The 18,413-nt window shown below is 47.6% G+C and carries 17 protein-coding genes and 1 riboswitch; of the genes, 11 read left to right on the top strand and 6 right to left on the bottom strand.

Annotation, left to right across the window (positions count from 1 at the left end; translation table 11 throughout):
* Window positions 1–8: 8 nt before the first annotated feature.
* Window positions 9–500, bottom strand: a complete 492-nt coding sequence (locus tag QZT80_RS19725) for a lipocalin family protein (protein WP_295126088.1) — start codon at window positions 498–500, stop codon at window positions 9–11.
* Between the two features lie 132 nt (window positions 501–632).
* Window positions 633–734: riboswitch (TPP riboswitch) on the top strand.
* Between the two features lie 53 nt (window positions 735–787).
* Here QZT80_RS19725 and thiS point away from each other — a divergent pair.
* The 7 genes from thiS to thiH are packed head-to-tail and all read left to right on the top strand — an operon-like array spanning window position 788 to window position 6,699.
* A complete protein-coding gene (thiS, locus tag QZT80_RS19720) occupies window positions 788–991 on the top strand; it encodes a sulfur carrier protein ThiS (protein ID WP_295126086.1) in 204 nt (67 codons plus the stop codon).
* Window positions 992–1,035: 44 nt separating this feature from the next.
* Window positions 1,036–2,892 carry a phosphomethylpyrimidine synthase ThiC gene (gene thiC, locus QZT80_RS19715; RefSeq protein WP_295126084.1) on the top strand — a complete coding sequence of 619 codons (1,857 nt, stop codon included), beginning with the start codon at window positions 1,036–1,038 and terminating at the stop codon, window positions 2,890–2,892.
* Complete coding sequence (locus QZT80_RS19710) at window positions 2,889–3,476, top strand: thiamine phosphate synthase (protein ID WP_295126082.1); 588 nt, start codon at window positions 2,889–2,891, stop codon at window positions 3,474–3,476. Before thiC ends, QZT80_RS19710 begins: the two co-directional genes overlap by 4 nt.
* Window positions 3,461–4,204 (top strand): hydroxymethylpyrimidine/phosphomethylpyrimidine kinase, encoded by a 744-nt coding sequence (locus QZT80_RS19705; RefSeq protein ID WP_295126081.1) that lies wholly within the window; start codon window positions 3,461–3,463, stop codon window positions 4,202–4,204. Before QZT80_RS19710 ends, QZT80_RS19705 begins: the two co-directional genes overlap by 16 nt.
* Complete coding sequence (gene thiE / locus QZT80_RS19700) at window positions 4,201–4,836, top strand: thiamine phosphate synthase (protein WP_295126078.1); 636 nt, start codon at window positions 4,201–4,203, stop codon at window positions 4,834–4,836. The genes QZT80_RS19705 and thiE overlap by 4 nt, the downstream gene beginning before the upstream one ends.
* Complete coding sequence (locus QZT80_RS19695) at window positions 4,811–5,590, top strand: thiazole synthase (protein ID WP_295126075.1); 780 nt, start codon at window positions 4,811–4,813, stop codon at window positions 5,588–5,590. Before thiE ends, QZT80_RS19695 begins: the two co-directional genes overlap by 26 nt.
* Window positions 5,587–6,699 (top strand): 2-iminoacetate synthase ThiH, encoded by a 1,113-nt coding sequence (gene thiH, locus QZT80_RS19690; protein WP_295126072.1) that lies wholly within the window; start codon window positions 5,587–5,589, stop codon window positions 6,697–6,699. Before QZT80_RS19695 ends, thiH begins: the two co-directional genes overlap by 4 nt.
* Here thiH and QZT80_RS19685 read toward each other — a convergent pair whose 3' ends face one another.
* From QZT80_RS19685 to QZT80_RS19665, 5 genes are all read right to left on the bottom strand, one after another.
* Window positions 6,700–7,848: a BamA/TamA family outer membrane protein gene (locus QZT80_RS19685; RefSeq protein ID WP_295126070.1), complete on the bottom strand. Its 1,149-nt coding sequence runs from the start codon at window positions 7,846–7,848 to the stop codon at window positions 6,700–6,702.
* 76 nt (window positions 7,849–7,924) lie between these two features.
* Window positions 7,925–8,548, bottom strand: coding sequence for a TonB-dependent receptor plug domain-containing protein (locus tag QZT80_RS19680; protein WP_295126067.1), 624 nt, complete (start codon window positions 8,546–8,548; stop codon window positions 7,925–7,927).
* Window positions 8,549–9,120: 572 nt separating this feature from the next.
* On the bottom strand, window positions 9,121–9,837 hold the full coding sequence (locus QZT80_RS19675; RefSeq protein ID WP_295126063.1) for an NUDIX hydrolase: 717 nt from the start codon (window positions 9,835–9,837) through the stop codon (window positions 9,121–9,123).
* Between the two features lie 6 nt (window positions 9,838–9,843).
* Window positions 9,844–10,242: a hypothetical protein gene (locus QZT80_RS19670; RefSeq protein WP_295126060.1), complete on the bottom strand. Its 399-nt coding sequence runs from the start codon at window positions 10,240–10,242 to the stop codon at window positions 9,844–9,846.
* 9 nt (window positions 10,243–10,251) lie between these two features.
* Window positions 10,252–11,868, bottom strand: a complete 1,617-nt coding sequence (locus QZT80_RS19665) for a M20/M25/M40 family metallo-hydrolase (RefSeq protein ID WP_295126057.1) — start codon at window positions 11,866–11,868, stop codon at window positions 10,252–10,254.
* 182 nt (window positions 11,869–12,050) lie between these two features.
* Here QZT80_RS19665 and gcvT point away from each other — a divergent pair, with 182 nt between their 5' ends.
* The 4 genes from gcvT to QZT80_RS19645 all read left to right on the top strand — a co-directional run bounded on the left by gcvT (window position 12,051) and on the right by QZT80_RS19645 (window position 18,308).
* On the top strand, window positions 12,051–13,139 hold the full coding sequence (gene gcvT / locus QZT80_RS19660; RefSeq protein WP_295126055.1) for a glycine cleavage system aminomethyltransferase GcvT: 1,089 nt from the start codon (window positions 12,051–12,053) through the stop codon (window positions 13,137–13,139).
* Window positions 13,140–13,236: 97 nt separating this feature from the next.
* Entirely contained in the window at window positions 13,237–13,710 is a 474-nt protein-coding gene (locus QZT80_RS19655) for an SRPBCC family protein (RefSeq protein ID WP_295126052.1), read from the top strand.
* Between the two features lie 14 nt (window positions 13,711–13,724).
* Complete coding sequence (locus QZT80_RS19650; protein WP_295126049.1) at window positions 13,725–14,447, top strand: 2-phosphosulfolactate phosphatase; 723 nt, start codon at window positions 13,725–13,727, stop codon at window positions 14,445–14,447.
* A gap of 114 nt (window positions 14,448–14,561) precedes the next feature.
* Window positions 14,562–18,308 carry a DEAD/DEAH box helicase gene (locus QZT80_RS19645; RefSeq protein WP_295126046.1) on the top strand — a complete coding sequence of 1,249 codons (3,747 nt, stop codon included), beginning with the start codon at window positions 14,562–14,564 and terminating at the stop codon, window positions 18,306–18,308.
* The last annotated feature ends 105 nt before the right edge of the window (window positions 18,309–18,413 follow it).

Raw genomic sequence — 18,413 nt, 5'->3', positions numbered from 1 at the left:
GCGGTAGATTACCGCTTCGGCACTTTTTTTATCTGCTCCTTCCCTTTTTTATATTTCTCCAGGTAGCCAGGTGTGGCATTTATCGGAAATAATACCAGCGCAGTGTCCGTAAGCGCCCTGATGAGAAGTGTGTCGGCTGCAAGTGTTTTTACCGAATCGCTTTCGGATTTACTCCAAATTATAAACGTATCTTTTACTAACTCCCACTTTTCGTACGAAGGTGAGTGACTATTTAAAGCGCTGGCCTGCCCATTCTTCTTCAACACAAATCCCTGCATTAACGAATCGATGCCCTGTACCGGCTGCGTCCACCTGCCGGGAAGTTTGCCAACGGGAATACTGTCGAGCTTAGGCATCGTATCGGTTTTAAACAATTCGGTTACCGGTGCGGGAATAGAGTCTTTGCCCGTAGTCATACTATCGAGCTGCGATTGTTCCTGTACAGGTTGCTGGCATGCTGCTACAGTGAAAAGCGCGATGGCGAGCAATGGTTTTCTCATACGTTGTATTAAGGGTTTAAAGGCGGCATTTTCATACCGACCATCCTATCAAAGATAATGCTATAAAATGCACATCGATCATCATCTCAAAACCCAATTTGGATTTTCTGGATTTTCTTCCATAGATTTGTAGTATCACTTTAGGGGTGTTCCGGCATAACAACCGGAACTGAGATGATACCCTCAGTACCTGATGCAGTTCATACTGTCGTAGGAAAAAGTATACTGATCTTCTCTCACGCATTCGCATCCTTAAAGTTTATTGTTTCACCTAAACTACCACAAACATGGAAGTGCTTGTAAACAATAAACTTTATGCAGTTCAGCCGCAAACAACCGTGGCCGGGCTCTTACAGTTTATTCAACTACCATCCGAAAAGGGCATCGCCGTTGCCGTGAACAACAAGGTTGTTCCGAAGCAGCACTGGCTTTCTACGCCTTTACAGAATGCGGATAACGTTACCATTATCCGTGCAACACAGGGAGGATAACGTATTCCCCTTCCTCTCTTTTTTCACTTTTAATTTTTTCCTTCATGACAACTCAACAAGTTATCAGCAGGGAGCCGCTTCCTGCGTCCCAAAAAATCTATGTTAAAGGTAAGTTGCACGATATTTCGGTAGCAATGCGCGAGATTACCTTAACGCCTACACGCTTAAATGGCCGCCAGGGTGTAGAAGAACCTAATGCCCCGGTACCTGTGTATGATACCAGCGGTGCTTACACCGATCCTGCGATTCACATTGATGTAAAGCAAGGCTTGCCACGGCTGCGCGAAAGCTGGATAGAACAGCGTGGCGACGTGGAAAGGCTCGATGGAATTTCTTCTGCTTATGGTCGTATGCGTATGGAAGATGCATCGCTTGACGGCCTGCGTTTTGAACATCTCCGTGAGCCTTTACGTGCTAAGCCGGGTAAAAACGTTTCGCAGTTATACTACGCAAAACAGGGCATTATTACACCCGAAATGGAATATGTTGCCATCCGTGAAAATCAGTTGGCAGAGAAGTTATACGAGGAAAACAGTGTTTTGTGGCAGCAACATAAAGGGTATAGTTTTGGGGCTAATACACCGGTGAAATTTATTACGCCCGAATTTGTGCGCGATGAAATAGCCGCGGGCCGCGCTATCATTCCCAACAACATTAATCATCCGGAAAGTGAACCAATGATCATTGGCCGTAATTTTTTGGTGAAGATCAACGCGAATATTGGTAATTCCGCCGTAACCTCCAGCATCGAAGAGGAAGTGGAAAAGGCGGTGTGGGCCTGCCGTTGGGGCGCCGATACGATCATGGACCTCAGTACAGGCAAAAACATTCATGAAACGCGCGAATGGATTATCCGCAACTCCCCGGTGCCGATTGGGACCGTGCCCATTTATCAGGCGCTCGAAAAGGTGAATGGTAAAGCGGAAATGCTTACCTGGGAACTGTTTCGCGATACATTGATAGAACAGGCGGAACAGGGAGTCGATTACTTTACGATTCATGCAGGCGTGTTGCTGCGGTATGTGCCGCTAACCGCCAAACGTATGACCGGCATCGTTTCCCGCGGTGGTTCCATTATGGCGAAATGGTGTTTGGCGCATCATAAAGAGAATTTCCTCTACACACATTTTGAAGAGATTTGCGAGATCATGAAAGCGTACGATGTGGCTTTCTCTTTAGGTGATGGCCTGCGCCCCGGCAGTATTGCCGACGCCAATGATGCAGCGCAGTTCGCAGAATTGGAAACCCTGGGCGAGCTGACTAAAATAGCCTGGAAACACGATATACAGGTGATGATTGAAGGTCCGGGCCACGTACCCATGCACCTTATTAAAGAAAACATGACCAAGCAATTGGAGCATTGCCACGAAGCGCCATTCTACACGCTTGGTCCCCTTACAACTGATATAGCACCCGGTTACGACCATATCACATCCGCTATTGGTGCGGCTATGATTGGCTGGTTTGGCACCGCCATGCTATGTTACGTAACACCCAAGGAACATCTTGGTCTTCCCAATCGTGAAGATGTGAAGCAGGGCGTAATTACTTATAAACTTGCAGCACACGCGGCCGATCTTGCAAAAGGCCATCCAGGCGCGCAATACCGCGATAATGCACTGAGTAAGGCAAGATTTGAGTTCCGTTGGGATGATCAGTTTAACCTCTCCCTTGACCCGGACACGGCGCGTGCTTATCACGATGCTACATTACCTGCCGAGGGCGCCAAGGTGGCACACTTCTGTTCGATGTGCGGTCCGCATTTTTGCTCAATGAAAATTACGCAGGAAGTGCGTGAATTCGCCGCCGGACAAGGTATGGCCGAGCAAGAAGCACTCAATGCAGGCATGCAGCAACAGGCAGAGAAGTTTGTAGAACAGGGCGCAGACATCTATTTATGATATGGGTTTTCACACAGCCCGAACCACTTACCGATGAAGCCAAACATCTAAATGCCTTGCTGGATGCGGGCGTGGATGCGTTGTTGCTGCGAAAGCCGGGTTGGTCGCAGGCGCAGTATGTACAACTGCTCGAACAGCTGGATACAAAACATTTTCCACGTGTAATGCTTTCCGGTTTGCCGGCGTTGGCGGCAAGTTTTGGGTTGATGGGTGTACATATGAGCGAAATCAAACGACAGGCTTTGTTCAATGGAGTTGTGTACCCTCCCATGCTTTATCGAAGCGCGGCCATTCATACTGAGCGGGCAATACCCGTCTTAAGTGTTTCCTGGGATTGTCTTTTATTAAGCCCGGTATTCGATAGTATTTCGAAGAAAGGGTATAAGGCAACGGTAGATGCGGATTTCCGCATCGCTCAACTTCCCTGTAAAATACTAGCGCTGGGGGGCATCGATGAACAGACTGCGCCAAAAGCCCGCAGCATGGGCTTTAGCGGTATTGCCACCATGGGGGCTGTGTGGAAAAATCCATCATTAAGTATTAATGCTTTTGAAAGAATACAACAGGCATGGAACAGTATGTAATGAGCATCGCCGGTTTAGATCCCAGCAGTGGCGCGGGTTTAACGGCCGATGTTAAAACGTTTGAGGCGAATGGCGTATATGGTTTTGGTGTATGTTCCGCACTTACCGTGCAAACCGACGACCGGTTTTATTCAGTAGAGTGGCTGCCTGCAGGCAAAATTGTAGCGCAGGCCGCGCCATTGCTGGAGAAATTTCCGGTAGCCTATTGTAAGATTGGCATCATGCAAAGCATTGGCGCGGTACAAAAAGTAATAAGTGCGCTAAAGGTGATACGGCCGGACATCCGGTTTATACTTGACCCGGTGATAAAAGCTTCCGCAGGTTACAAACTCTACAACGATGCCGGTTTACAGCAATGGCTGGAGGTGTTGCAAGATGTATACCTGCTTACGCCCAATTATCAAGAAGCGCTGGCTATTACTGGCTTAGAAGATGGAGAACAGGCGGCATCCATGCTTTCGGAGTACACGTCGGTATTACTGAAGGGCGGGCATCATCCAAACAAGCCATGTATAGACCAGCTTTTTGTCCAAGGTACGGTTACCGAATTTACTGCCGGAAGCATCAGCACCTATCCTAAACATGGATCAGGTTGCGTGTTGTCGGCAGCCATTACAGCACAACTCGCGCTGGGCGAAGTGCTTGAAAGTGCCTGTAGTAAAGCAAAAGCATATACCTACCAGTTCTTGCAAAGTAGTTCTTCATTACTAGGAAAACATTTAACATGATACAGCAACTCTTGTATATATCACAAGCTCCACACGTCTCAAATATACGCCTGGCCTGCGAGGCTGGCTGTCGCGCCGTTCAGTTGCGGGTGAAAAATGAAACCGCTGAGAATTGGTTACAAATGGCAAAGGAGGCGAAAGTGGTGTGTGATGAATTTGGTGCCGCGTTGTTTATTAACGATAATCCGCACATCGCGAAAGAAGTGGGTGCGGCAGGTGTTCACGTAGGATTGAATGATATGTCGGTGGCGGAAGTAAGGCGGATTTTGGGCGATGATTTTATAATTGGGGGAACGGCTAACGGCGCTGCCGACATAAGAAGGCATGCGGACGAGGGGGCTGATTATATCGGTCTTGGCCCATTCCGTTTTACCACCACTAAGGAAAAGTTAAGCCCCATTCTAGGTTTAGAGGGATACAAACGCGTGCTGGAAGAAGCAGCAACGCCACTGCCCGTACTGGCGATCGGCGGTATTGTTCTCGGGGATATTGCGGGATTGATGAGCGCGGGGCTGCATGGCATTGCAGTTTCCGGGTTAATTACCGCTGCCGCGGATAGAAATGCCCTGGTGGCAGGGATTTATGAACAGTTTAAATCACATGCAAATGGAGCCTTTAGTTATAGCCGGTAAAACATTCAATTCCCGCCTGTTTACAGGTACGGGCAAATTCAGTTCTGCGCCGGATATGGAAAACGCCTTGCTGGCCAGTGGTTCGGAGCTGGTAACGGTAGCGCTTAAACGCGTAAACATGAAGCAGCGCGAGCAGGACGATATACTTTTACATCTTTCCCACCCTTCCATCAACCTGCTGCCAAATACTTCGGGTGTGCGAACGGCAAAGGAAGCGGTTTACGCCGCCCAATTAGCCAGGGAAGCACTGGAAACGAACTGGCTGAAACTCGAAATTCATCCCGATCCCAAATACCTGCTGCCCGATCCGATAGAAACGCTGGAGGCGGCGGCAGAACTGGTTAAGCTTGGTTTTGTAGTACTTCCTTATATCCATGCTGACCCGGTGCTTTGTAAACGTTTGGAAGATGTGGGTGTGGCCGCAGTAATGCCCTTAGGCTCTCCTATTGGCAGCAACAAAGGTCTTCGCACAATAGATTTTTTAGAAATCATTATCGCGCAAAGTAAGGTGCCGGTTGTTGTGGATGCTGGTATTGGCGCCCCTTCCGATGCGGCAAAAGCTATGGAAATAGGTGCGGATGCAGTGTTGGTAAATACTGCAATTGCGGTTTCGAAGCATCCTGTGGAAATGGCTATTGCATTCAGGCAAGCCGTGGAGGTGGGTCGCAGAGCATATGAAGCTGGTTTGGGCGTGGTGGCCAATACAGCACAGGCTACAAGCCCGTTATTATCATTCCTAAATCCGGTATCATGAGTTTTGCTAATGTTTTTCGACAGCATAACTGGGACGAGGTGAAGGCGGGGATTTATGCAAAAACAGAACAGGATGTAAAAAGCGCGCTCACTAAAAAGGTACGCGGACTGGAGGATTTTAAAGCATTAATATCTCCCGCCGCCATGCCCTGGCTTAATGAAATCGCGAGCCTGAGCCATCATCTTACCCAGCAACGTTTTGGTAAGACTATACAGTTGTATGTGCCATTGTACCTTTCCAACGAATGCCAGAACATCTGCACCTATTGCGGTTTTAGCTACGATAATAAAATCAAAAGGAAAACGCTGACCGGTGCGGAAATACTGAAGGAGGTGGCCGTGATACGCGAAATGGGATATGAACATGTGCTGCTCGTAACAGGCGAAGCGCAGCAAACTGTTGGCCTGTCGTACTTTTCGCAGGTACTCGATATTATTCGCCCGCATTTTGCCCATATTTCTATGGAGGTGCAGCCTTTAGACAAAGAGGAGTACGAACAGTTGATCGAAAAAGGACTTAACACCGTATTGGTTTACCAGGAAACCTACCACGAAGACGATTACCGGAAACATCATCCCAAAGGAAAGAAATCAAACTTCAACTACCGGCTCGAAACGCCCGACAGGCTTGGGCAGGCTGGGATCCATAAAATTGGGCTCGGGGTGCTGCTGGGGCTCGAAGACTGGCGGACCGATAGCTTTTTTACCGCGCTGCACCTTGCTTACCTCGAAAAAAACTACTGGCAAACACGCTACAGTATATCTTTTCCCCGCCTGCGCCCCTTTTCCGGCGGCCTGGCACCCAAAGTAGATATGAGCGATACGGAGTTGGTGCAGTTGATCTGCGCATACAGGCTTTGTTTCGAAACCGTGGAATTAAGTATTTCCACCCGCGAATCCGAATCGTTCCGGGATAATATTATCCGGCTGGGTATTACCGCGATGAGCGCCGGCTCTAAAACCAATCCTGGCGGTTATGCGGTAGATCCACAGTCGCTGGAGCAGTTCGAAATCTCCGATGAGCGCAGCGCCATAGAAATAGCAGCCATGTTGAAGCAGCAACAGTACGAACCTGTTTGGAAAGATTGGGATGCAGTATTGGGCGGATGATTAAAACGCTTCCCCAAGGGAAAGGTAAAAGCCCGACTGGCGTTTTTCACCAGGACGTTGCTCGCCTATCCCATAATCTATACGAATGGTAAGTCGCGAACTTTTATCGTAGAAGTACCGGATACCACCGCCATAGTTAGGCTTAAACCTGGAAGCTTCAAAACCACGGTTCCCGAACACAGACCCGGTGCCGGCAAAGGCCACTAGTGCAAAAGTTGGTTGCATGTCCAGTTTCCAGAGTTTGATCCGCAGTTTAGGGTCCAGGAAATAACGGTACTCGGCCTGCGCAGCCAGGTAGTTCTGGTCGCGGTAACGGCCGGCATAGTACCCCCTCATAATAAAATCGTTGCCTAGCTCGGGAAGCTGGTAGAAGGGCAGTGTATTGCCTTGTATGGTGGCAGCATAAGCATTTAAGCCGACAGTGTTATTCTTCAGGAAGGTAAAGAAGTGATTAGCCTTAAATTCGAGCTTCCACAAGGGGAAGCTGCTCATGAAGCCGGGAGCGTAGGAGGTGTTAAGGCGTACCAATGATCCCTGAGTAGTGTAATTCTGGTTATCGCGGTTGTCGAACACGCCGGTGAGGCCAACGTAGGTAACGTAGCCGCCGTCTTTATCTACCAGCGTCATACCTGGGTAAATGCCTTTACTATCCTTTGCCTCATAACTGTCGTGCTGGAAAAGCAGCGAGGGGCCTATGAAAAAATGCTTCCCGATGCGCTTTTCTGCTTCGAACTGGCCCTTGAGGCGGCGGTTGCCGACAAGTGAGCGGTCGTCGTAGTGGGTAGAGTCGCCGATGCCATAAAAATAGAACGGAAAGTTATGATACCGGATATTGCCTTTGAGGTGCCAGGCGTTATCCCTCGTCCAGAAATCGGTACGGAGGTCCAGTTTCCATTGCTTTTCGGTGGTAACACTGGCAATGAGTATGATGGAAGAGTTACGCGTTTTCGGCGAAGGATTATTTTCATCGAGGTAAAACGAGTATAACCCGGCTACTCCGATCTCAAAGCCCTTTTCGGGCGCGTACCCAATGGCGGGCAGCGGGAAAAAGCTGTTACGGCGGGCTGGTGCCGTGGTGTCGGCGTCCTGGGCCTTTAGACCCAGGGCGGCACAAATAAGTGAAGCGCTTAGTATGAATTTCCTGCACATAGGATGCAAATGTGCGAAAAGTAAATGAAATGGCTGCACGGTTTGCACCGGCAGCCAGTCAGGTATAATGGATGTTTTAATATTGTTGAGGAACCGTGGTTGCAGTTGATGCTGTACCGCGGATCATGATGGTGCCGGGTTTGGAGGGCTGCGAGGGAACATGTTCTGCCTTCGGAGCTACGGTAGCCGTTGAATTGAAGCTGATCGCATTCAGGTAAGTTTTGCCATCAAGCTTTATTATTTCTACTTTTCTTACAAAATTTTCGCCCACCTGAACACTTCCTGATTTTACGATACGACCGTCTAATGCAATCAATTCATCCTCGATTATTTTGCGGCCAATAAATTGTTCAACAGCCTGCGTAAAACCGATTGTTTTCGCAAAAAGTGATTTCTTCGTCGTTATAATAATCACTCCATTCATTCCAATTTCCCCATATAATTTGGCGGTGTTGTCTTTCAGAACTTCAATTTTCTCGATATCATTTGGATCAAACTTGCTCAGGTCGACAACACTTTGCATTACCGCACCGTCAACAATAAAAAGCGGCTCGCCGTTATTGGCTCCCAGCGTGAAGTCGGGCCTGTTATGCTGGTGAAACGTTGGAGCAGGAGCCCGCTTTGTGGTGTCCTGCGTTTGTGCGCCGGCCTGGATAGCTGAGCAAAGGATAACAAGAGCAATCGGAAAGAGCTTCATCATGGAGAATTTATTTACTTAAATATACCGAAAAGAGTTCGTATTCGGGATATCCGAACGCGTCTGATTGTGCCGGTGTTTATTTTCTATGCTTTAAGGCCAGGCGGGGAGTGTAGTTGCTAAGTCCTTTATGGTAGCCAGTCTACCGTTCTTTGTGTTGGGGGGACACAAAATGTTTTTTGCCGTTTACTTCGCAATTAATGCGTTATTCGGGACTAAAGCAAGAGCAGAAAAGATAGATAAACGAAGCGGCTATAAGTCGAATAAACCCATCCATACCCCGTAAAAGATTTAAATATGCTATTCTTAAGCGCTTTGTTTGACGAAATAGTGCGTTCTATCTATTACGAATACACGCAATTTTGTCAGTCGGCGTGAATTTGGGGCCGATATTTCATCTAAAAGGTGGATTGAGTATCGGTCGGGGGTGATTTTAGTTAAATCCTTTACTGTAGAGATTTTGACTGTTATTTGTGTTTTTTGGACACAAATAACAGTCAAAATCTCTACAAAATAAATAATTATTGTATAAAATACACGAAACTGGTTAAAGTAATGATAGTGAATTGATTAGATTAAATCTCAAACAAAATCCCCTCTTCCCTCAATTTCGAATACTCCTGCTCATTAAAACTGAACAATTTGGCAGGTCGGCCCTGTAAAGCGGCTTTTTGCTTCTCATCGTGAGCGATCAGAATTCCGAGAGAATTGAGTTTCTTCTGGAAGTTTCTCCGATCAATCGGGCGGGCCAGTAAAGTTTCGTATAACTTCTCCAGTTCAGAGATCGGGAATTTGCTGTCGAGCAGTTCGAAGCCGATGGGTTCGTAGCGGATTTTATTTCTAAGGCGGGTAAGTGCTTTTTCGATGATCATGTTATGATCGAATGCGAGTTGCGGCAGTTCCTGAATTTTACACCAGCGGGCTTCACGATCGTCGCTCACGCTTCCAAGCGGAAATGCGGAAGTGATCACGGGCTTGGGTTTGGTTTGCAATGCTGTTGGCCTTACCAGGCCGAAGTAGGCAACGGCCAAAAAACGGCCCCTCGGGTCGCGATCGGGCGCTCCGAAAGTATAAAGCTGTTCAAGATAATTAATGCTGATACCCGTTTCTGTGCGCAGCTCTCGCTTCACGCAAACTTCCAGAGGTTCGTCATTAGAGGCGAAGCCTCCGGGCAGGGCCCATTTGAAAATATAGGGAGGGATGGTACGCTTTACCAGTAAAACCGATAGTCCATCCCGCGAATTGTAACCGAAAATTACGGCTTCCACCGTAACTCTTATGTGTTGATGCACGGGAACTTACTTTGCGCTAATATACTGCTCTACTTGAGATGTTCCCTTATGTAAATTGATGAAAAGCGGATTTTTTTCAGGATCGAATGCAATAATCGAGAATTTACCCGCTGCATCGGACGGTTGCGGCAACACGATTTCCAGTTCTTTCCCATTATTCCGGCGAAACAAAAGGCTGTCGTTCACTAATGGATGGGCTTTGAAATTTCCTTTTTGAAGGATGGATATGATTTCCTGTTGTTTGTTGAAGAATACTGTTTCCAGCGAATCGCCGCTGGCCGGAGTAACCGGACGCAGTACATAGGATTTTTCGGTGATCACGTCGTAGCCGGTTTTATCAGTTTTAGCACGTTCCTGGTTACACGCGAAAAGCGTCGCTACCGCAATAAGGGACAAATATTTCATGAAAGTATTTTAGAAAGTAATATCGAATGTTTTTTCTGTGGCACCACGTTTTACCTTCACCGTAGTTTTATCGCCAGGCTTAAAGGTAGCAAGCGCTTTCATATAATCCTCCAGGTCTTTAACCGGTAAGCTGCCCAGCTGAATGATCACATCCCCGGCCTGCAGTCCTGCTTTTTTCGCTGGTTTATTATCGCTCACGCCATCGGCCCTAACACCGCCTTCGCTGTAGGTATAGTCGGGCATAATGCCGAGGGTTACGCTAAAACGCGTGCTGGAACCCATCTGCATCTCTTTTGTTTTGATGAACATCAGCTTCTCCTGTTTTGCAGATGTTTCAATAATATCATACACCAGTTTAATCACCCTCAGCTCTCCGTCGATATTAATTTTATCGGCATCGTCGCTGGGTTTATGGTAGTCGCTGTGCGTACCTGTAAAAAGGAAGAGTACGGGAATGTCGGCACGGTAAAATGATGTATGGTCTGAAGGGCCGGTGCCGGAGGAGTCGTAAGTAACTTTCAGGTCCTTTGGTAAGGCAGCCTTAAGGATACCTCCCCAGGAGGGAGAAGTACCAATTCCGCCGATCTGCAGTCCCTTACTGTTATCCAACCTTCCTACCATATCCATATTGATCATATAGTTCACCTTTTTAAAGTCGAGGCTATGATGTTGGGTGTAATATTTCGATCCAAACAATCCCAGCTCCTCGCCGGAGAAGGCTATAAATACGTAGTTGCTCTTTTTATTTTTAGATGCTTTAAGCATGCGGCCGAGTTCGAGCAAAGCTGCTGTGCCACTGGCGTTATCGTCGGCGCCATTGTGAATGGCCTTATCGGTAGCAAGCGAATTCTCGTCTTCTCCATAACCGAGGTGGTCGTAATGCGCACCGATAATAATTGTAGTCGGTGCATTGTTATCGATGGTCCCGATTACGTTTGTGCCGGTGCGCTTACTGTTTTGGAATGCCACGTTCAAACTTATCTGGAAACCGTTCGCTTTTTCGTCGCTTAGTATTTTACTGCCCTCTTCGTTTACCCAAAGCACCGGAATGGAAAGCGGTTTCACTTTTTCATCCAGCCATTTGCTTACGTTCGCGTACGACTCTTTCCCGTTAAAAAACACAACCCCTTTGGCTTTATTCTGCTCCGCATCTTTTGCCGCGGCCAGATAAATGTCTATTGGATTAGCATGTGGGCTTGCTTCTTCTTCCAGCTCCTTTACGTTCAGCGTCCATAAGTTATCGGGTTCGTTTACGCCTGGCAGCACTTCGCCGGTTGCGGCTTTACTGGCGCTGAAGGGAAGCGGAACAAATTGTTTGGCGGTAAGTGCGGTATTGTTAATGACCAGTTTGGCGGCCGGAGCTGTTTCACGGCCCTGGCGTACAATGAATTCCTGCAGGTAATCGTCGCCTTCTGCGGGCGTTAATCCCGCTTGTTTCATCTGGCTGGCTATATAGTCGGCAGCCAGCTTTTCACCCGGGGTACCGGTGCGGCGGCCTTCCAGCTTATCGCTGGCCAGGAAAGAGATGTGAGCCTGCAGGCTGGTAGCGGCTTTACGGTCGGCCTTTTTCTGGGCGGCGGCCATTAGCGAAAGGCATACCAGCGGTAATAACAAAAATCTTTTCACAAGCGTGATTTTTAACTATTTACGCCGCAAAATTAGCGCGCGGCGGGCGAATGTGGTGCATAAACGCAATTATTGCACCAATTTCACCCTGAATAACTATTTTTGCCGGGCTTGAAATGCCGGAATATCTATTTAAAACCAACCTGCTGTATTCCGGACCTTGTATTAAACTATTGAAAATCATGAAGAACACACCTTTTACGGAAAAACACATTGCCCTGGGTGCAAAGATGGCCCCTTTTGCTGGTTACAACATGCCTATTTCCTATTCCGGTATTAATGAGGAGCACCTGGCCGTGCGCCGTAATGCGGGAGTGTTCGATGTAAGCCACATGGGCGAATTTATCCTGAAAGGCGAAAACGCCCTGGACCTGATCCAGCGCGTAACCACCAACGATGCGTCCAAACTCACTGCCGGTAAAGCGCAATACAGCTCGTTGCCTAACGAAGACGGTGGCCTGGTAGACGATTTACTGGTATATTGCATTGAGGAAAATAAAGTCTATATGCTGGTGGTTAATGCTTCCAACATTGAAAAAGATTGGAACTGGATAAGCAAATTCAACACAAAAGGCGTGGAAATGCACGATATTTCCGATAAAACCTGCCTGCTTGCCATCCAGGGTCCCAGCGTTAGCAGTATGCTGCAATCACTTACAGAGGTTGATCTGGTGAATATGAAGTACTACACCTTCGCCAAGGGCACGTTTGCCGGCGTGGAGAATGTGATTATCAGTGCTACAGGCTACACTGGTGCCGGAGGTATTGAAATATATTTTGAAGATAAAGATGGTGCAGCCGATAAGATCTGGGATGCGCTGTTCGAAGTAGGTGGCCCCAAAGGCCTGAAGCCAATTGGCCTCGCCGCCCGCGATACCCTTCGCCTGGAAATGGGTTTCTGCCTGTACGGCAACGATATCGATGATCGTACCTCTCCATTGGAAGCTGGTTTGGGCTGGATCACCAAATTCACCAAAGATTTTACCAACCGCGCCACTTTCGAAAAACAAAAGGCAGAAGGTGTACAGCAAAAACTGGTGGGTTTTGAAATGATTGACAGGGGTATTCCGCGCCACGACTACGAAATTAAGACCGCAGAAGGCGAAACCATTGGTCGCGTAACGTCCGGAACTCAGTCGCCCTCATTGCAAAAAGCCATAGGCCTGGGATACGTAAAAACGCCTTTTGCCGTTCTTGATACAGAAATCTATATTGCCGTTAGAGATAAATTATTAAAGGCAAAGGTGGTAAAAGCGCCTTTCCTTAACTAATAGTGAAAAACAAAAATTTTAACCATCATCCTAAAGACAAAACCTTAGGACTAGCGTCTTTTTTATTTTTCACTGGAAAACCTGTAAACATTACGCTATGCCTGTTATTCACCTAACAACCGTTATCCATGCGCCGTTGCAGCGGGTCTTTGACCTTAGCCGGAGCATTACCCTGCACAAACGCAGCATGGAACATACCAACGAAGAAGCCGTTGCCGGCCGTACCAACGGCCTCATTGAAAATGGCGAAACTGTTACCTGGCGAGCCAAACATCTGAACAAGGTGCGGCAACTGAAGGTGCATATTACCGCCATGCAAAAGCCTGGCCTCTTTATAGATGAAATGCTAGAAGGCGATTTCACTTTCATGAAACACGAACATCATTTTAAAGAAATTGAAAATGGTACCGTGATGATTGACATAATGGAGTTCGGCACTCCGTATGGTAAGTTAGGGAAGGTGTTTGAGAAGATATACCTGAATAAATACATGACGCGCCTGTTGGAAAGGCGCAACGAGGTCATCAAAGACTTTGCAGAAACTGAAAAGTGGAGGGTGGTCCTTACCTAAAACGATATTCGAGAATGACTGAAGTTACTAAGCCCAGGCTGGAAGTATGCCTGTCGCCCGCCCTGCTCCATTTATATGATGTGAAAAGCAGCATAGTGGTGATTATAGATGTATTGCGCGCCACCTCTACCATTTGCACGGCCCTTTATAACGGGGCCTCCAAAATTATACCGGTGGCCAGCGTAGAAGAATGCGTAAGCATCGGCAAACAACTGGAAGCTATTACTGCCGGCGAACGCGATGGCAAAATAGCTGAGGGACTTAAACACGGCAACTCCCCCTTTGAATACTCCCGCGACTTTATTGAAGGTAAGGTGATGGTACTTACTACCACCAATGGCACCAAACTGCTGCACATGGCCAAAGATGCGATCCAGATCGTAACCGGATCGTTCCCTAACATTACGGCCGTATGTGACTACCTCGTTGGCCAGCAGCAAAACGTAATATTGGGTTGCGCTGCCTGGAAAGACAGGGTAAACCTGGAAGATACGCTGTTCGCAGGGGCTGTAGTGAGCCGTATTAAGGAACATTTCGACATAAACTGCGATTCGGCCATCGCGGCTGAAACACTTTACGAAGCCTCTAAGCACGATTTGTTTGAATCGATGAAGGGCGCTACCCACTTTAAGCGACTTTCCCGCTTCGGCCTTGAAGATGACATCCGCTACTGCCTGACACCTGACGGCGCAAACGTACTGCCTGTCCTGAAAAACGGGGAACTGGTAGTTGGATAACAGAATTTAGATTTTTTTGGCTTACTTTTGTGGATTGCCTTTTCATGAGCCGTCTAAAACAATCCGGAACATAAAACCCGCGGCTTATAACAAAAGCAGGCAATGCATTCAAGCATGTCATTACCCCACCTGCTCAAATATGTGTATAATAACGGGACCGATGAGGTGATCCGCAGGGGGAAACGTATATACTCAACCGGAGGCGTGGAACTGCTTGATGCAGACCCGGTACTTAAATCGGCCACGTTTAGGGTGAAGAGCGATACGCACGCCAATTACTACAAGGTTTCCATCCACAAATACCACGAAACAGCGGTGATGAACATCCGCTGCCAGTGCCCGTACAATCTCGGGGATATTTGCCGCCACGAGGCGGCGGCCCTCTTCCAGCTACAGGAAATGCTGGATAAAAACCATTTTGAGTCATTCGAAACACAATACGACCAGCAACACACGCTGGTGAAAATGAAGTCGATAGAGCTGAAGACCCTCCGGCTGCTGGCCTCTCCCGAAATTTACGAGAAGGCCGAAAACATCTTACGTAAAACCCAGGCGGTAATTAAATCGGCCAAGGACGAAAAGGTGGAAGCAGAGATGAAGGTCGAAGGCAAGGTTTATCCGCTCATTTTACAACGTAATGAAGAACGGAACTTCGACACGCACTGCTCCTGCAGCGAATCGGAACATCCCGTTTGTGAGCACAAAACGGCCCTGTTCCTGCAACTGCTGCAGGCGCACGGACCTTTCTACTTCGATACATTACGTAACTGGGATAAGGAAAAAAATAAGCTACTGTCACTTTACGGCTACTCGCTGTCGGACAACCTGGAAGGCAAATTTTCCTTTTCTTATATGAATGGAAAGCCCTTCCTTCGAGTGCTGGACCCCAGCATTAAAAAGGTGGAGGCGCCCATTCCTGCCAGTTCTTCCAGTAATAATAATACAAGTAACGATACGCCGGCTGAAGAAACCCTGTCGGTTACACGCCGTTTAGGAGTGGTGATGAATGGGAACGAACCTTTGTATCCTTACTTCAAAGCAGATTTGATTAGTGGCGAAGCCAATGATGAAGCCACCGAGTTTGTGTCGCTGATCAGTAAGCTGGACCTCACCAAATACATTGATTTCTATCAGTTTAAAGAAAAAGACCGGGAGCTGATCGTGCCTGTGCGGAAGATACAGCAAACGGAAATTGGGAAGTTTTTGAACAAGAACTCTCCTTTCGCCGGTATCTGGGAAAACATTATGCACGAAAATGCGGATGAACTGCCCGGAGAAACGAAGGAACTGATTTTGGAGTACCTGCACCCCAAGCTGCTTAAACTGTTCCCGCTGCTCGAAGAGCATGGTCGCGCGTTTTTGCTCCGTGATGGGCAGCCGTTTAAAACCAAGAACCTGCAGACGTTGAAGATCGCCGACAGTCACCTTGGCCTGCATTTTCAAACCAAAACGACTGCCAGCCACGTAGAAATTTCCTGCTGGGTGGATATAGACGGCGATATGGTGAATGTAGCGGACAACCAGTGGGCCAGCCCGCTCATCTTCCTTTATAAAGATACCATTTACCTGTTCCGCCAGCCGCTGGATGCACTACAGGTGGAACAATACCAGCAACACGGCGTATTGCGCATCGTTAATGAAGAATGGCCCGGCTATCTTCGCGATTACCTATTGCCATTGAGCAAAAATTACGATATCCAGTTCGATAATGGTCTGCTTGCCGAAGTGGATGATATAGCACCGGATTGCCGCGTGTACCTAAAAGAAGTGGGTGAAACTTTCATCATTCAACCTGCATTTGCCTATCATGGCCACGATGTAGAATGGAATGAAGAAACGAAGATTACGGTACAGGAAGGGAATAAGGTATTGATCATTCACCGGAACAAAGAGACAGAAGCTGATTTTGTGAACAAGATCCGCCTGCTGCACACCAACTTTGCCATCAACACTAACTATAATTACTTTTTCCTAAGAGCGAAAGAAGCACTGAAGAACAACTGGTTCTTCCTGTTTTTTGATGCGCTGAAGGAAATGGATGTTCGCGTATTCGGCTTCGAGACGCTGCGCAACTTCCGCTTCAATCCGGCTAAACCGGTAACCAACCTGCAAATCAGTTCCGGCATCGACTGGTTCGACGCACAGGTAGAGGTGGTGTATGGCGACCAGCGCGTAAGTATCAAGGATATCAAGCGCGCCCTGGCCAACAAGCAGAACTATGTTCAGTTGGCAGATGGTACGCTGGGCCTGTTGCCGGAGGAGTGGCTGAAGAAATACTCGCTGCTGTTTAAGATTGGTGAAGAGAAAGATAAGGGACTTAAACTCTCGAAATACAACTTCTCCGTAATCGATGAACTATATGAGTTTATTGATGATGAGGCCATATTATCGGAGCTGGACGAGAAGCGTAAAAAGCTACTGCAGTTCGACGAAATCAGAAATATTGCGCTCCCGGAAAACGTATTCGCGAACCTGCGCCCTTACCAGGAAAGCGGCTTCCAGTGGTTGAACTACCTCGACGAAGTGAAGTGGGGCGGTATATTGGCCGACGATATGGGTCTTGGTAAAACCGTACAGGCGCTAACGTTCATACAGCACTATAAAAATAAGAACGGTCAATGCCTGGCGCTGGTAGTTTGTCCAACCACGCTTATTTATAACTGGGAAAACGAGATCAGGAAGTTTACCCCGGAAATGAAGCATCACATCCACCACGGCCCTGCACGTTTGCGTAACGACGAAGAGCTGCGTAAGTTTGATATCATCATTACTACTTACGGTACGCTGCGTAGCGACATTACTTTGTTAATGAAGATGGAGTTTGATTACGTAGTGTTGGATGAATCGCAGGCCATTAAAAACCCGCAAAGTAAAGTGACCAAAGCGGCACAACTACTGCAAACCCGTAACAGGTTTGCGTTAAGCGGTACGCCGATGCAGAACAATACTTTCGATATTTACGCGCAAATGAACTTCCTGAACCCGGGTATGCTGGGAAGCGTAGACTTTTTCAGGAATGAATTTGCCACACCGATCGATAAATTCCAGGATGAAGAAAGGAAAGAACATTTGCGTAAGCTGATTTATCCTTTCATTCTTCGCCGGACGAAAGAGCAGGTGGCTAAAGACCTGCCGGACAAAATCGAAACCGTTATTTTCTGTGAAATGGATCCGGAGCAACGGCATATTTACGATGCCTACAGGAATACCTATCGCTCGAAAATACTTGGTGTTATTGAAGATCAGGGTATGGAGCGCTCGCAACTCACCATCCTCCAGGGGCTGATGAAACTGCGGCAGATTTGTGATAGCCCGGCTATTCTTAATGAGCAGGAGCAATATCCGAACCATAGCGTTAAGCTGCACGAGCTTACCAGGGAAATCACCGAAAACATCGGCAACCACAAAGTGCTTATCTTCTCCCAATTCCTGGGCATGCTCGGGTTAATTCGCGAAAAACTGAAGCATCATAATATTTCCTATGAATACTTCGACGGTAGCACATCTACCATGGATAGGGAAAAGGCCATCCAGAATTTCCAGAACAACGAGGAATGCAGGGTGTTCCTGATTTCATTAAAAGCCGGCGGTGTAGGTCTGAACCTTACCGCGGCCGACTATGTATACATCGTGGACCCATGGTGGAACCCGGCGGTAGAACAACAGGCCATTGACCGTACGCACCGTATTGGCCAGACCAAAAATATTTTCGCTTACAGGATGATTTGTAAAGACACCGTGGAAGAGAAGATCCTCGAATTACAAGAGCGAAAGAAGTCGCTGGTCAAGGAAATTATCGCGGATGATACCGGCTTTATCAAAAAACTCACGAAAGAAGATGTACTCTACCTCTTCAGTTAAAATACACGCGGCCCGGAAACGGGCCGTTTTTTATTGCCCAACCGTAAAGCGCACTCTCGTTACAGGAGAAAATGAGATCTATACACCAGGATCATCTGCATAAAG

It is taken from the genome of uncultured Chitinophaga sp. (assembly GCF_902168175.1).
Taxonomy (GTDB): domain Bacteria; phylum Bacteroidota; class Bacteroidia; order Chitinophagales; family Chitinophagaceae; genus Chitinophaga.
Note: the sequence above shows the minus strand (reverse complement) of the source record. Positions and strands in the feature narration are given on the sequence as shown.

Bases quoted from the DNA above. Each gene is read 5' to 3' on its own strand.
- QZT80_RS19725 (WP_295126088.1), bottom strand. From the start codon at position 500: ATGAGAAAACCATTGCTCGCCATCGCGCTTTTCACTGTAGCAGCATGC.
- thiS (WP_295126086.1), top strand. From the start codon at position 788: ATGGAAGTGCTTGTAAACAATAAACTTTATGCAGTTCAGCCGCAAACA.
- thiC (WP_295126084.1), top strand. From the start codon at position 1,036: ATGACAACTCAACAAGTTATCAGCAGGGAGCCGCTTCCTGCGTCCCAA.
- QZT80_RS19710 (WP_295126082.1), top strand. From the start codon at position 2,889: ATGATATGGGTTTTCACACAGCCCGAACCACTTACCGATGAAGCCAAA.
- QZT80_RS19705 (WP_295126081.1), top strand. From the start codon at position 3,461: ATGGAACAGTATGTAATGAGCATCGCCGGTTTAGATCCCAGCAGTGGC.
- thiE (WP_295126078.1), top strand. From the start codon at position 4,201: ATGATACAGCAACTCTTGTATATATCACAAGCTCCACACGTCTCAAAT.
- QZT80_RS19695 (WP_295126075.1), top strand. From the start codon at position 4,811: ATGGAGCCTTTAGTTATAGCCGGTAAAACATTCAATTCCCGCCTGTTT.
- thiH (WP_295126072.1), top strand. From the start codon at position 5,587: ATGAGTTTTGCTAATGTTTTTCGACAGCATAACTGGGACGAGGTGAAG.
- QZT80_RS19685 (WP_295126070.1), bottom strand. From the start codon at position 7,848: ATGTGCAGGAAATTCATACTAAGCGCTTCACTTATTTGTGCCGCCCTG.
- QZT80_RS19680 (WP_295126067.1), bottom strand. From the start codon at position 8,548: ATGATGAAGCTCTTTCCGATTGCTCTTGTTATCCTTTGCTCAGCTATC.
- QZT80_RS19670 (WP_295126060.1), bottom strand. From the start codon at position 10,242: ATGAAATATTTGTCCCTTATTGCGGTAGCGACGCTTTTCGCGTGTAAC.
- gcvT (WP_295126055.1), top strand. From the start codon at position 12,051: ATGAAGAACACACCTTTTACGGAAAAACACATTGCCCTGGGTGCAAAG.
- QZT80_RS19655 (WP_295126052.1), top strand. From the start codon at position 13,237: ATGCCTGTTATTCACCTAACAACCGTTATCCATGCGCCGTTGCAGCGG.
- QZT80_RS19650 (WP_295126049.1), top strand. From the start codon at position 13,725: ATGACTGAAGTTACTAAGCCCAGGCTGGAAGTATGCCTGTCGCCCGCC.
- QZT80_RS19645 (WP_295126046.1), top strand. From the start codon at position 14,562: ATGTCATTACCCCACCTGCTCAAATATGTGTATAATAACGGGACCGAT.